Annotated in this window: 11 protein-coding genes; 10 read left to right on the top strand and 1 reads right to left on the bottom strand. The window is 45.9% G+C overall.

All coding sequences use genetic code 11. The features are described from left to right. Positions 1-6 precede the first annotated feature (6 nt). Complete coding sequence (locus tag IT291_04905; protein ID MCC6220565.1) at positions 7-591, top strand: hypothetical protein; 585 nt, start codon at positions 7-9, stop codon at positions 589-591. Between the two features lie 156 nt (positions 592-747). On the opposite strand, the gene IT291_04900 is transcribed toward IT291_04905, so the two are convergent. After that, positions 748-2,514 carry a hypothetical protein gene (locus tag IT291_04900; protein ID MCC6220564.1) on the bottom strand — a complete coding sequence of 589 codons (1,767 nt, stop codon included), beginning with the start codon at positions 2,512-2,514 and terminating at the stop codon, positions 748-750. A gap of 196 nt (positions 2,515-2,710) precedes the next feature. Between IT291_04900 and IT291_04895 the strand changes: the two genes are divergently transcribed. The 9 genes from IT291_04895 (at position 2,711) to IT291_04855 (ending at position 14,245) form a co-directional block, all read left to right on the top strand. Further along, positions 2,711-3,361, top strand: a complete 651-nt coding sequence (locus IT291_04895; protein ID MCC6220563.1) for a hypothetical protein — start codon at positions 2,711-2,713, stop codon at positions 3,359-3,361. A 53-nt stretch (positions 3,362-3,414) separates the two neighbouring features. Further along, positions 3,415-4,854, top strand: a complete 1,440-nt coding sequence (aroA, locus tag IT291_04890) for a 3-phosphoshikimate 1-carboxyvinyltransferase (GenBank protein ID MCC6220562.1) — start codon at positions 3,415-3,417, stop codon at positions 4,852-4,854. 12 nt (positions 4,855-4,866) lie between these two features. Continuing rightward, positions 4,867-5,544 (top strand): (d)CMP kinase, encoded by a 678-nt coding sequence (locus IT291_04885; protein MCC6220561.1) that lies wholly within the window; start codon positions 4,867-4,869, stop codon positions 5,542-5,544. Positions 5,545-5,639: 95 nt separating this feature from the next. Further along, positions 5,640-7,364, top strand: coding sequence for a 30S ribosomal protein S1 (locus tag IT291_04880; GenBank protein ID MCC6220560.1), 1,725 nt, complete (start codon positions 5,640-5,642; stop codon positions 7,362-7,364). 45 nt (positions 7,365-7,409) lie between these two features. Then, positions 7,410-10,148, top strand: a complete 2,739-nt coding sequence (mutS, locus tag IT291_04875) for a DNA mismatch repair protein MutS (protein MCC6220559.1) — start codon at positions 7,410-7,412, stop codon at positions 10,146-10,148. A gap of 76 nt (positions 10,149-10,224) precedes the next feature. Beyond that, positions 10,225-11,481: an N-acetylmuramoyl-L-alanine amidase gene (locus IT291_04870; GenBank protein ID MCC6220558.1), complete on the top strand. Its 1,257-nt coding sequence runs from the start codon at positions 10,225-10,227 to the stop codon at positions 11,479-11,481. 37 nt (positions 11,482-11,518) lie between these two features. Next, positions 11,519-12,478 carry a CCA tRNA nucleotidyltransferase gene (locus IT291_04865; protein MCC6220557.1) on the top strand — a complete coding sequence of 320 codons (960 nt, stop codon included), beginning with the start codon at positions 11,519-11,521 and terminating at the stop codon, positions 12,476-12,478. Further along, positions 12,468-13,472 carry a hypothetical protein gene (locus IT291_04860; GenBank protein MCC6220556.1) on the top strand — a complete coding sequence of 335 codons (1,005 nt, stop codon included), beginning with the start codon at positions 12,468-12,470 and terminating at the stop codon, positions 13,470-13,472. Before IT291_04865 ends, IT291_04860 begins: the two co-directional genes overlap by 11 nt. Before the next feature lie 284 nt (positions 13,473-13,756). Then, a complete protein-coding gene (locus IT291_04855; GenBank protein ID MCC6220555.1) occupies positions 13,757-14,245 on the top strand; it encodes a pilus assembly protein in 489 nt (162 codons plus the stop codon). The last annotated feature ends 82 nt before the right edge of the window (positions 14,246-14,327 follow it).

Raw genomic sequence — 14,327 nt, 5'->3', positions numbered from 1 at the left:
CCGAGTATGAGCGATTGCCAAGAAGATTTTAAGGGCGATTCTACTTGTTCGTTATGGGATGCGGCGATTTCGAGCGCGTCTGACGAGGCTATGAGGGGTGAGCTTGCTAGTGTGCGCGATGGCAATGACGAGATGAGTTTACCCGAAAAACTTACCAAGGAGGATGAATCTAAGGTTGAGGGGGAGGTAGTGCTATCGATGATTCGGGATTTCCCCATTCCTAAAAAAATAAAGCTCGCATTGTTTGGAAACAAGTCAGTTCGCGCCGTGCTCATACGCGATACCAATAAAATGATTCCATTGTTTGTGTTAGAGAATGCCAGGATTAGCGAAGAGGAAGTGTTGGAGTTTGCCAAGAGTACAACTGTAGCGGATGCCGTTTTAAGGGAAATCTCTGGGAAAAGCCAATGGACGAAGAATTATGCTGTAAAACAAGCGATCACTTCAAACCCCAAAACTCCCGTCGATGTTGCCTTGCGATGGATAAAATACCTTGAGGCAAAACATCTAAAACAACTTAGTAAGTCAAAGTCAATTTCTAGCGTCGTTGCGACCCAGTGCAGGAAGTTGTTGGAAAAGAGGCAACACTAATTTGTTATACCGTTTCCAAAAAGTAAGTTAAATATTTTACTTTTTGGAAACGGTATTTGTTGTTTATTGGCAAGTGCTTACGCACTTGCTGTTAATACCATTTACAAAAATCCTTTTTGTAAATGGTATAACTTGTTGTCGAGTAAACTTTGTATCCTATCGCCCAATTATACTGCTAGTTTGAGGATTTGCGGCGCGCTGGTTTTCGCTTTGAAAATTCGCGTCGAAAACCTGGCCTGTCGTGATTAATATTCGCGGTTCGAATTTATCGTCGTCTTCTGGACTATTTCTAAGCGGAATTGCAAAATCTATGCGTAGTACGCTGCCGCCCGAGGAGCGTGGAAAACCAAAGCGCAGGCCAAAACCGACGTCGCTATATAGGTCGCTCGAAATTAGGTTACCAAATGAGTCAGTCGTAGAGCCCCCTACGTCGAAAAAGAAGACGCCGCCTATGCTAACTAATCTAAAAACGTCCTCTGTAATATGAAAGCGATCCTCGACGTTAAGAATTACGCGCTTATCCCCTGTAAATGTCCGGCTTTCGTAACCCCTCAAACCCTCACTTGCCCCTAATAAAAACTCCTTATCGCGATCCAAATCCTCAGAGTAATCCACCGCAAAAGAGGAAGCCAAAGTGTGCTTGCCGATAAAAAATCCCTTGGCATACTGAGAACCCAAAACGGCGTAGTATTTTAGCTCGCCACGGATAATGCTGTTTTCTGCTCCAGAATTGTCTAGTCGCGAAGAGATCCCTAAATCTCCACGCACGAACGATAGGGGAGAAAGGCGGAAACCATCGCTTTCGTTTGCAGAGATAATTGCCGTATCGGCGGCAGAACCCATCATGTGGCTAGCCAAATGCAAGCCGAGTATAAATTGATTTCCTAGATTAAAATCCTCAACTCGCTCAAATCGGTCTATGTAGTTAAGGGCGACAAAATCCGGCTCTATCCTTTCGTAAGAAAGAGTCGGCCCGCTAAATTCGCGATCCTGAGCCAAAAGCGAAGGATCGGTAGATACGCTCTCTGGGTCTACGTCCACGTCGTCAAAATCATCCTCATCCGCCGAAATGAATTCGGTGCGAAGATAGCGATAGCCAAGCGCACCTCGGTGCAATACGTCTTCTGGATCGCCAAACGCGTGTGAAAAATTACCATGGACATCGCGGTTCCGCGTTCGATAGATAAATCGCTCATCGCCATTGACGAAAAGCTTTCCGACGATGTCGTACAGATCGGTATTTACGCCCCACGAGGTTTTCTCTATGAGGTTGCGAAAGGGCTGTCCAAAAAAACCAACAAAGCGATAGCCATCTGAGCGCTGAAAATGCCCCAGTAACAAGCGTTTGTAGCTTCCCAGCAATCGCTGGTCATCCCAAACGCCCTCAATCTTTTTTCGTCCTTCGTCGTCGGCATAAAATAGCTCCGCACGCTTGCCGTAGCCCATGACGTTGGTTTCAACAATACCAGCAGACATCTTGTCCGAGCCACTGCCAGTTGAAAAGCTAAATTGCGGGATAAGCGTCCAGGTATCCTGAACGCTAACAATAATGTCGATGTATTTCCCATCCCGAATGGGAGTAATAGATACCTTGTGCAGAAAAGGTAGACTTCGCAAAACGCGCTCGCTTTCCTGAAGCAGGAAAGTATCGAGTTTATCGCCCTCTTTAAATAAGAGTTCGCGGCGAATTATGTCTTCTCTTGTCGAAATCTTTAGATTGTTCACCGTTTGATAAAAACTGCCAATGTCTGGCTCGTCGAATACATCTGCTATTTGTATAGTAATCGTGCGTATTATTAGGCTAGACGGATTATGGCGTCCGGTGGAAACAGTGTCCGGGTTAGCTATCGCGTAGCGCGTAGGTAATAGAATGATAAGAGCTAGTAGAACGATTAGTTGTAACGTGTATGCAAATTTACGCATTTGGTATATAGAGGATCTCGATATAAAAAAAACAAAGTTAGGCCATTCCGCGAAAGTTAAACTACTTTCATTAAATGGCATAGATACACTTCATAACAGTATGATACGCGGTGTGCTATTACAATATAGCTTTATTATTTAGATGAGTTAGTTTGTTGACGAGCTTTTAAAAGTTGTTTGATAGCGCATGTGGAAGATGCTAATTTTTTTTAACTTCTCCGAGATTTCTATCGATTCCATCGAGTCCGATGCTCGGCCAGGACGCAAAGCAAAAATACATGATTATTCTGCTGATTTTCGGGCCATAGGTCAGGCATTATCTAGCTGTGAAGCTGGTAGTCTTTTGGTGGGCATCCCTGTGTTGTTTCCTAGTACTCGCATAAAGAGACTTCGAAAGAGTTTTCGAGGTCCGGTGGGCGATTTTTTCAGGCAGAGTCTAGTAACGATTAGCACTAATGCTTTAGAGGCATATGATTGCGAATTAGTTGAGCGGTTAGAGCGAGCAGACGACATTGAGTCTTTAGGCATTTTCTTGCCCAATTTTATAGAGCGGTTCTTTTTTGTGGTAATTTCCGCCCTGCTTGGGTTAGTAGCAGTCTTCTTCTTTTACTTGTCGCTCGTCTATTTATTTGACAGCACTCTTGAGCTAAAGGCGCTATGGTATTGGGTGCTGGCTTTTGAACTAGGAGTCTCATATATTGGCTTTGGTTTTTGCACGGATGAAGCGCGCCTTGAATCATTTCACGGGATGTTGTCCAGAGAAATATTGCGACGCCATGGGAAAGGCCCGGGTTTTGGCGGGACAATTAGAATTGCCTCAGCGGACGTAAATCCAATACCTGATTAACGATTAGGCTATGTTTAGTGTAGCAGCATTTATTACCTAATAGATTATTATTCATGCAGACAAAAATATCGCTTAAACGAGAGGAGGGACTTCGCGGAGAAATCTCAGTTCCTGCTGACAAGTCTATTTTGCATCGCGCCATTTTGTTTAATGCCGTAGCGAACGGCACGGCACTTGTGCGTGCTGCTAGTTTTGGGCGCGACAACTTAGCTAGCATTAGGGTTATGCGCCAGTTAGGAGTTGATATTAAACTTAGTCTCGGCGCGGAGATGCTTAAACTCGCTCAAGCTGAAGGAATTAGCGATGCTAAACTGTCAAGCGATAATGAGGCCAGTGTAGAAATCAAGGGCGGTGGCTTTTCCGGCCTAAAGCCATCGACTGCGCCGCTATATTGTGGCAACTCTGGTACTACGGCGAGGCTTCTAACTGGCATATTGGCGGGGCGACCTTTTAAATCGACGTTAAGCGGAGATGAGAGTTTGACGCGACGACCTTTTAGGCGAGTCGTGGAGCCGCTTACGTTAATGGGAGCAAGTTTTTCTGGGGATAAGTTGCCCTTCACTATTTCTGCTGGCGCATTGAGGGGAATTGATTACGACTCTCCGGTTGCTTCTGCCCAAGTAAAGAGCGCGATTCTCCTTGCTGGGCTACAGGCAAGTGGGGATGTCTCAATAAGCGAACCCTTTTGTTCGCGCGATCATACTGAGCGATTGTTGCGCGCCCAAGGCGTAGACCTGGAGACCTCCGAGCTAGAGACTGGCAAGCACGTCGTGAAACTTAGGCACTCTAGTTCGTGCTGTGGAGAAACAGATGGTTTTAAACTAAAGAGCATCGATATAGACGTATGTGGTGACTTTTCTCATGCGGCTTTTATATTAGTGGCTGCCATTCTCATCGATAAGTCCGATGTTCTAGTGCGCAATGTGGGCTTTAATCCAACTCGCCTTGGGTTATGGAGCATACTAACACGCATGGGCGGAAAACTAGAGGCAACTAATCATCGCATCGTTGGTGGCGAGGAGGTAGTGGATTTAAGAGTTAGTAGCAGCGAACTTTCTTGCACTGAAGTTAAGGGCGAAGAGGTGGTTCGCGCCATTGATGAAATTCCAATTTTAAGCGTAGCGGCCAGTTTTAGTAATGGTGTAACGCGCATACGCGGCGCAGAGGAATTGCGCGTTAAGGAAAGCGATCGCTTAAAAATGATAGCCACTATGCTAATGTCATTTGGGGTCGAGGTTGAGGAATTCCAAGATGGTCTCGATATTTGTGGGAAACCGGAGTTAGCGAACATGTGGCAGCGCGTGGTGGAGGCGCGAGTCGAAAAAAATCAAGTGGAGTCTTGGAAAAAATGTGGCGATCATCGAATTTTAATGGCAGGAGCCGTTATGGAGTTAATTATAAGGGGAGAGTTTTTTTTGCCTGATATGGATGTAGTCGAAACGTCTTTTCCAACTTTTAACGAATGTTTTCAGCTACTTAGCGGAGGCGATTAGTTTAGCTGCGAGATGGATAGTTTTAAAGTAATTACTATTGATGGGCCGGCTGCTTCGGGCAAGTCGACAATTGCTTGTAAACTTGCTAGAAAACTCGGGTTTGTGCATGTAAATTCCGGGGCGCTCTATAGAGCATTGGCGGTAATAGCGGTTGAGAATGGGGCATCGCTAGAGGATGACGAAACTTTAGCCAATTTAGCGCGCAATACATCTTTTTGCTTTAAACTCCAAGGTGATGGAAGCACAAAGTTTTTTGTCGATGGCGAAGAGTTTAGCAAGAGGATTGGTTCAGAGGAAGTGGCGAGACAGGCAAGTCGCATTGCCGTGTTGCCGGAGGTGAGGGAGGTTCTCAGCGAAGTTCAAAGAGACGTAGCGAAACAGGGTTCAGTAGTGGTTGAGGGCCGAGATGCTGGAACCGTTGTGTTTGCCAAGGCATCACATAAATTTTATTTAGATGCCAGTTTGGAAGTTAGGGCGCGAAGGCGAGAGCGAGAAGCTGCGGAGAACAAGGTGGTAACGCTAGAAGGGGTTCGAGCTGAGTTGCGCGAGCGGGATCATAGAGATAGTACGCGAGAGATAGCACCACAACGGGCAGCACGTGATGCCGTAGTAGTGGATACCTCGGACCTAGGTATTGACGAGGTAGTTAATAGTCTTTATGAAACGATTGCGCATGGTGAGGGAGGTTAATGGGCGCATTGGGAGGTTGCCATTAGCGAATAAATAATTAAAGAACAAACAATATTAATAATTAACAACAACACATTTGGGAAAACTGTTACGAAATGATGGATCAATTGGAAGTGTCTGCTGAAAAAGTAGATCTCAGCGAGTTTGAAAATTTATTAAATCAAAATTTTGATGTTACGAAACCAGGTGACTTAGTCATGGGTAGGGTGACGGAGGCTGGCAAGGAGTATGTCACTGTTGATATTGGTTTTAAGTCCGAGGGGCACATACCAATTGGCCAGTTCGTAAACTCCGAAGGTAGGATAACTGTAAACGTTGGCGACGAGGTCGAGGTTTTGCTGTTATCTGCTGAGAACGAAGATGGCGAGATTATTCTTTCAAAGGATCGCGCAGAACAATTTCGCGTATGGGAGCGTTTAGCTGAGCTCTTCAATAATGGAGCCAATGTGCAGGGGCGAGTTGTGCAGAAAGTTAAGGGGGGCTTACAGGTAGACGTAGGAGTTCCGGCATTTCTGCCTGGTTCTCAAATAGACGTTAGGCCGCAGCGCAATTTAGACAAGTTTGTCGGCGAGACTCTGGATTTTCGAATTCTCAAGTTTAGTCGCGAGCGCGGCAATATTGTTCTTTCTCGCCGTGTAGTTCTCGAGGAAGAGAGGGACGCCTTAAAGAAAGATACTTTGGTGCAGCTAGCTGAGGGCGTAGTTATCGAAGGAGTAGTAAAGAACATTACGGATTACGGCGCCTTTATAGATTTAGGTGGGATTGATGGACTGCTACACATTACTGACATGTCCTGGGGCCGCGTGAATCACCCATCGGAGCTATTGACTACCGGGCAGACGTTGCCAGTGGTAGTTCTAAAATACGATGCAGATAAGGAGCGCGTTAGTTTAGGTATTAAGCAGCTTCATCCGAATCCCTGGGAAAATGTGCAAGCTCGGTACGTAACTGGCTCAACCGTGGAAGGAACTGTCGTTAGCCTTACTGACTATGGCGCATTTGTAAAACTCGAGGAAGGCGTTGAAGGATTGATTCACGTTTCCGAGCTCAGTTGGACAAAGAAGGTTAGACATCCGTCTAAGATTTTAGGCGTCGGAGAGAAGGTAAAGGCGGTTGTGCTAGAAGTAAACCCCGAACAGCAGCGCATCAGCCTTGGACTTAAGCAGTTAACTGCTAATCCCTGGGACGAGCTTGCCAAGCACCATCCGGTGGGCACAAAGATTAAGGGCCACGTTCGCTCTGTTACGGATTTTGGCGTATTCGTTACTGTTAAGGACGATATAGATGGATTGGTACACGTCTCAGACCTCTTCTGGACGAAAAGAGTTCGCGATGCAAAGGAAATTCAGGAGCAATTTAAGAAGGGAGCAGAGGTCGAGGCAATCGTGCTCGATATAGATCCCACTAACGAGCGCCTGAGCCTCGGCATTAAGCAACTTACACCAGATATTTGGGAATCGGTTCCATATCGATATCCTACGGGAGCTAGGGTTAAGGGCAAGATTAATAGCATCACTGACTTTGGCCTTTTTGTTGAGTTGGAGGAAGGCGTAGAGGGCTTGGTGCACGTTTCTCAGCTCGGTTTAGCCAAAGGCGAGCAGCATAGAGACAAGTTCTCCGTAGGCATGGAGATAGAGTCTGAGGTGGTAAACGTTGACCGAAACGAGCGGCGCATTAGTCTTAGCATGAAGCAGCATAAGCCGCCTCGAGAGAAGGAAGAGTATGCGCAGTACCTCGAGGATACTGGTGGAGCGGTTACTTTTGGCGATCTGCTACAACAAGAGTTTCAGCGCGGCAGGAACGAGGATAGCGGTGAGTAGTTCGCTAAGTGTGCAAGCGGGGATGGCTCAGGGAGCGAAGTTAATTTGAGTGATAGCTTTATTGGAGAAAGAGACGAGCTAATAGCAAGTGTTCAGTCTAATGCTGAACACTTGCCCCCCATGATGCGCTGTTACCTTGGGTATAAGGCCGACTACCCCGAGCATTTGTTACTACTTCAGGTCGGCGATTTTTACGAGCTTTTTTTCGAGGATGCTACTGTCGCGGCGGCGGCTTTGGATGTTCGCCTAACTTCTCGCAATAAGAATAGCGAAAATTCTATCCCTATGTGTGGCGTGCCGGTGCATGCCATAGATGCTTATATTCCCAAACTTCTCGCTAAAGGTTTTAGTTGCGTAATCGTATCGCAAACTAGTGAGGCTAAAGCCAAAGGGCCAGTTCTGCGCGAAATAACTCGCATTATTACTCCTGGGGTTCGCTATGAGGGAGAGGGTTTAGACGAGAAGAAATTTAACTATCTTGCGGCCTGTGCCTTAAACGCCAGAGAGAGTGGCGCGTTGGTTTTTGTAGATGTTTCTACGGGAAGCCTTCGCGTGGGCGAAGTAGAAAATCTTGAAAATTTGCTCGAAATGCTTGAGCGCGTTTCTCCTAGCGAATTAATCCTTCCCTCTACGCTTTTTGGCGTGTCCACCAAAGAAAACCAGAACTGGCTTAGAAAAGTCCGCAAAAAAGCGAATGAACTAAATTGCCACATAGTCATGCGGCCGTTTGTTGTGGTTAGCGAGAGGGATATTTCTCGGCGCCTGGAGATGTTGCTTAGGGAAAATAGCAGTGTAGGTGTTGGGGCCGCTAGCGACAACTCAAGAGGACTTTCGCAAGAAGCCTGTTCGGCCCTTGCTGCTGCTATAAACTACGTAGAGGAGGTTTCCTTTGGGCCGCTAGCGCGCATTTTTCAGTTTACAGTGGAGAAGTCAAATGGAGTAGTTTTTATCGATGCGGCGACGAGAAGGAATCTCGAGCTCTTTGAAACGCGCATAGATGGCACGCGAAAGAACTCCTTGATTGATTTAATGGATCTTACGCAGACGGCGATGGGCTCTCGTTTGCTTAGGGAGTGGTTATCGGCTCCCAGTTGCGAATTAGATGTAATCGAGAGTAGGCAGGCAGCTGTGGAGGAGTTAGTTAGATTAGATAGCTCGCGTGCTCGCCTTAGAGAATTGCTTGCGGCGGTGCGCGATATAGATAGGCTGATGTCGCGAGTAACTACGATGCGTGCAACGCCTAGAGACTTGCGCGTGCTAGCGGACTCGTTGTCGGAGCTCCCAGAAATTCGCCGTTTTTTAGGCGAGTGCTCGAGCGAAATGCTTAAACGGCTGCTAGCAGATTTCGATACTCTGGAAGACATTTGCCGAAAGCTCAATAGTGCCTTAGTCGATGAACCTAGCAATAAGATAAACGAAGGAGGAATTATTCGCGAAGGTTTTAGCTCGAATGTCGACGACTTACGCGAGTTAAGTGGCGAAGCTAAGCAATGGCTATTAAAGTTAGAGGCTGAGGAGAAGATAAGAACCGGCATAAGTGGTCTTAAAGTTCGCTACAATAACGTGTTTGGGTATTTTTTTGAGGTGACTAAATCCCACTTGAGTAAAGTACCTTCGCACTATCAACGCAAACAGACGCTTGCCAATGCGGAGCGCTTTTCAACTGATGAGTTAAAGAGTTTAGAAGTTTCGGTTTTGTCGGCAAAAGCTCGGCAAATCGAATTGGAGAAAGAGCTGTTTATCGAACTTAGGTCGTATGTAGCTGGCGAAGCGCATAGGATTCAAGCTACGAGTCGCGGTTTAAGTCTTTTAGACGTGTTCGCAGCTTTGGCGGAGCTCGCCCATAGGCGAAATTATTGTAGGCCCAAAATAGTTCAGGGAACCAAGCTGCATATTAAAGCTGGACGCCATCCCGTTATCGAAATGGTAATAGGGGCGCACAATTTTGTTCCCAATGACTGCACATTGGACAGCGAGGGAGAGGGGAAATATTTTGCACTGCTTACAGGTCCCAATATGGGAGGTAAGTCTACGTACTTAAGGCAGGTTGGATTAATTCAGCTTTTAGCCCAAATTGGTTCTTTTGTTCCGGCGGAATCTGCAGAGCTAAGTTTGGTAGATAGGATATTTACGCGAATTGGCGCCGCGGACGACATTGCTAGGGGAGACTCCACTTTTATGGTGGAGATGCGCGAGGCCACGACTATAGTAAAGAGGGCTACAGAAAGATCCTTGGTGTTAATTGACGAAATTGGCAGGGGAACGGCTACGGCTGACGGATTAGCCATTGCTACTTCTATTGCCGAGTGGTTGCACGATTGCATAGGAGCGAAAACTATTTTTGCGACGCATTTTCACCAATTGACTAGTCTCGCCGAGGCTAAGAAGGGGGTAAGTTGTATAACTGTGGGCATTGTTGAAGATGGGGATGAAATAATTTTTACACACAGAATTGAAAATGGAACCGCCGATCGTAGCTATGGTCTGGAAGTCGCACGGCTTGCCGGCTTGCCACAGCCGTTGTTGCAGCGCGCGAGGATGGCAATGAGTTCTTTTGAGAATTGTGAGACTTTGACTAGCGATCTATTTAATCAGCCGCTGAGTTCTCAGATAGCCGTATTTGCCGATAATAGCAGTGTTCCCCCAGCGCGTGAGGATGTGCCCTCTAGCAATGCAGAGCATGAATTGGTAGTTGAGCGCATACTATCTTTTGATATAAATTCCATGACACCTCTTCAGGCTTTACGGGAGCTCGAGGCGCTACAAAACGAGCTTTCGCAGTAGCGCCTATTGGGCTCGGAATTGTGTGTATGCTGGGAAGTGGGAATGGAAGTGCTCCAGTTTCGTGTATTATATGCCTATGCGCAATTGCATTAAAAATTTTGTCCTAATCGGGATAATTGTCTTGTCGCTCTTGCTTTCCTGCGTGGAGGGTTTTTGCGCCGAGGAGGCGGTTTCTCGCCAAGATTTTGAGCAAGCTAGGAGGGCTGCACAACAGTTGCTAAAACAAGATACGCGTGTGAGAAAGCTAGACGAGTGGCTGGAAGCGGCAAAGTCTTTGCAGTCTTTTTTGCAGGATAATCCTGATACCGTTGAAACGCCCAAAGCTTTGTTTTTGTTGGGGCAGATTTTTGAAATCATGGGGCGGGAGAGGAAGTCTACTGAGAGTAGTGCTCGTGCCGTGTCTTATTACGAAATAGTTTGTAGAGATTTTGTGGGGCATTACTTGGCCGACGATGCACTGCTTCGCCTTGGGGATCTGAGGCGCAATGTTTTTAGAGATGAGGTCGGGGCCAAGGTGGCTTATTTTGAGATAATAGACAAGTATCCAGGTTCGGACATGGTGGCGGAGGCGAATAGGAGAGTTCGTGGCGAAGCTCGCCTGCCCGGTATTGCAGTGCCGGTTCCGCGACCAGTGAGTGTGAGCAGAAAGAAACTAGCGCCAGTAGTTGTAATAGATCCAGGGCATGGTGGAGAGGGTGATTTAGGTGCGCTTGGAGTAGATGGCGATTACGAGAAGGACATAGTGCTAAATATTGCCATTTACTTGGATGAGATGCTTAGGAAGAGGCTTTTCGTCGATACAGTGCTTACGCGTGCGCGCGATCAAGAGCTCGCGCTTGCCGATAGGGCGAAAATTGCCAATGATAAGCAAGCGGACGTTTTTATCTCTATTCACGCCAATGCAAGTGTGAATAAAAGTGCAAGTGGTATAGAGACTTATTACTTAGACAATACCGCTGACCAATCCTCCCTTAAACTTGCCGAGCGCGAAAACAGCAGCTTTAATCCCAATGCCGACGATTTAAAGTTTATCTTAAGCGATTTAATTCAAAACGCCAAGTTGGACGATTCCATAACTTTGGCGCACCGCGTGCAGGATTCCTTAGTGGGGCGAATTTCTAGGCGTTACGAAGGGGTAAACAATCTGGGAGTAAAGAAAGCGCCGTTTTACGTCCTCGTGGGGGCGCACATGCCATGTGTGCTTACCGAAGTATCGTTTATTGATCACGCTGTGGAGGGAAAGCGATTGGCGGATCGCTCCTATCAGCGGCTAATAGCGGAGGCGATTTTTTTGGGCATTAAGGCGTACTTTAAAGACAAAAGTGTTAAGTAGATTTGAGCAAATATACTCTCCCGTGGAAATCGCCTTCATGCGTCAGCTTGGCAAGCTAGCCATTGAGAGTAGAAGCCGCGCTTTTATAGTGGGTGGCATGCCAAGGGATTTATTGCTGGAGCACTACTGCGCTGACGTCGACATATTAATTGAGGGCGATGCCATAGAATACTGCTCACGGTTGATAGATAATTGGCCTGTTTTTTTCCACGGAATTGAACCACCAAGTAGTTTTGTGACTTTTAAAAAGTATAAGACTGCCAAACTAAAATTTGAGCAGGAGATTTTTCCTCAAGTTGACTTGCTTGAATTCGCCTCTGCGCGGAAAGAAACTTATCCCCTTTCGGGTGCGGCGCCAATAGTCGAGTGGGCCGATCTGGATGCTGACTTAGCTCGGCGCGATTTTAGTATTAATGCCATGGCAGTCGGCCTTTCGCCGGAGGATTTTGGACAAGTTTACGATTCTTTTAATGGGCGAGAGGATTTAAAGGAGGGCTTGCTACGAGTATTGCACGCCGAAAGTTTTGTCGATGATCCAGTTCGGATTTTAAGGGGTCTTAGGCTTGTAGCGCGTTTTGGATTGTCTTTTGAGTCAACCACTGAGGAACTCTTTTGTAGAGCGATAGAAGGCGAATTTTTGAGAAGAGTTCCTTGGGAGAGATTGTTTGATGAGATGCGAAAGGTTTTAAGCGAAAAATTTCCGGCTGAAATATTAATTGTGTTTGAGCGACATAAAGTGCTCTCGCAAATTGAGCCGCTTTGGAGTGTCTCGGATGATGTTTTGCTAAGTATCATGGAAGCTAGTAGCGGTGTATTCGATAGTTATCTAGCGATTAGTAGTAATAAGCCCTATGTGCGATGGGAGCTTCTGCTTGTATTCTTATATAAGCTCGTTAGCGAGGAGGATTTTTTTGAAAGCCTAAAAAAATTTAAGCTTTCAAATTCCCAGATAAAGCGCCTAATAGTTTTAAGGACTGCGTTATCAAATGCACATTGAATGCCACTTTGTAATTAGAGATGCAGTGCGCGAGCTTTTTTTACTTTCTGAGGTAGAGTTAGAGCGAGCGGTTAAGGTAGAGAGTTGTGAACCTAAGTACGGAGCTATGCTAACTTCTAGGGTAGCTTTTGATTTAGCTCATATTGTCAAGTTAAATGCGACAGATGGCGGCCATCTTGGGCCTTTAGAGATTGCAAATCTCATTCTCGAAAATCTTCGAGGGAGGGGGCAGTTAGAGTCCAGGGATTTTTTTTCGTTTTCTCTGGGCGGAGGTGGGCACATCAATTCAACGCCTAGCGATATCTTTGTTGATAGCTATTTTGCGCGTTTGTGGAAAATAGGCGTAGATGTTCTCTTTTCGCAGGGGAGCTTTGTAGTTAGCGAATGTAATAGTGAAGGTGGGCCAAGAGAAGGTAGTAATATTAACTGGAGTGATATTTTTAGTCGTTGCCGTGAGGAAAAGAGCGATGACGTTGCCTTGTTTGCACATAAACTTCTTGGTCAGGAGTTTGTTTCTTTTAGGGACAAGCTAATGGCACTTGCCCTGCTTGCTGACCGGGAACTAGAGGTGAAACCTTATTTGCTTGGCCTTTGCGGGCGCCAAAACATTCCCTGGTATTTTGACAAGTTTGTTAGCGATGTTAGTAGTTATCTGTCTAAATATCCTATTATTGAAGTGCCGCAGTGGGGAATAGCTACCGAAGAAATGTTTATGCCAGTTATTATTAAAATTCTCGAATTCCGCCATAAATTTTTTCTTGCTGCGGAGGAGGGTAAGCCCTGGTTAGTAGTTAGGCAATTAATTGAAATGATAAGGGATTTTTATACTTTTTTTCGCCACCCATCGTTTCTGAGGCGACAAACTTGCCTTAACGAGCATGGGGTCATTATAGCGCATCAGGCGGCATTTTTAGCTCAAGTCATTCGCTCTTTGCTGGCAATTAGCCTGCGGTATCTTGGACTGCCTATGCAAAGGGAAACTTCCTTGGGATAGAGCTATTTTGTACCTGCGACTAGACTAGGGTATTTCGATGGGATAAAATTAAAAGCATAAACATAGCTGTTTATTGCAATGCATGCTGTTTCGACATGCTCCTAGTGACTAAATATAGTAGAGCCTTTGGGTTGCATTGAAAGCGTATTTTATTTGAGTAGTAATAAAGAGTATTTTTCGAGCTGGATGTCATCTTATGCAAATGTGGTGCATTTTTTTAAGTCTTTTGGTGAGGCCAGACGAGGGGACGGTTAGCAGCTCGTGATAAGGTTTAGTGCAAAGCGATGAAATCAGAAAAAGGAAGCGCGGTGTTAGAGTTCTCTATCTCATTATTCTTTATTACTGTACTCATGGTTGGCGTTATAGATGTTGGCAATATGATTAATGATTATCTTGCATTAACTCAAATTGCTAGAGAAGGAACTAGGGTAGCTGCTTCTAAGCTTGGGTTAGCGTCTACAGAAGTAGGCGCTATTTGTGTGTTTGACAGCAGCACAGCTATTAAGTGCTGTACGTCTAGTGGTTGTAGTAACGCCTGTGGGCAGGAGCATTTTGAAGTGCAACAACGGGTGTTTAACTTGATACAGTCACAGAAGCTGAGCTTGCAGGCAGATAGTATCGTGATTGCGTCCTACTATTGTCAAAATCCCGTTGCGGCAAATCCTCAGGGCGACAAGACGAAAGTTCAGATTTCTGCGAGATACGAGGCTTTTTTTCCTCTATTTAACGGGAATGGAATAAACGTTTCAGAAGTGGGGCCTTATTTGTACTAAGGCTTAGGAGTGGATTTTTGAAGTATATTGTAACGCGAATTTTATGATAGCTGTTAAGAAACATATAAGGCGCTCTTCATTT

The organism is Deltaproteobacteria bacterium, assembly GCA_020845775.1.
Taxonomy (GTDB): Bacteria; Bdellovibrionota_C; UBA2361; order SZUA-149; family JADLFC01; genus JADLFC01.
Note: the sequence above shows the minus strand (reverse complement) of the source record. Positions and strands in the feature narration are given on the sequence as shown.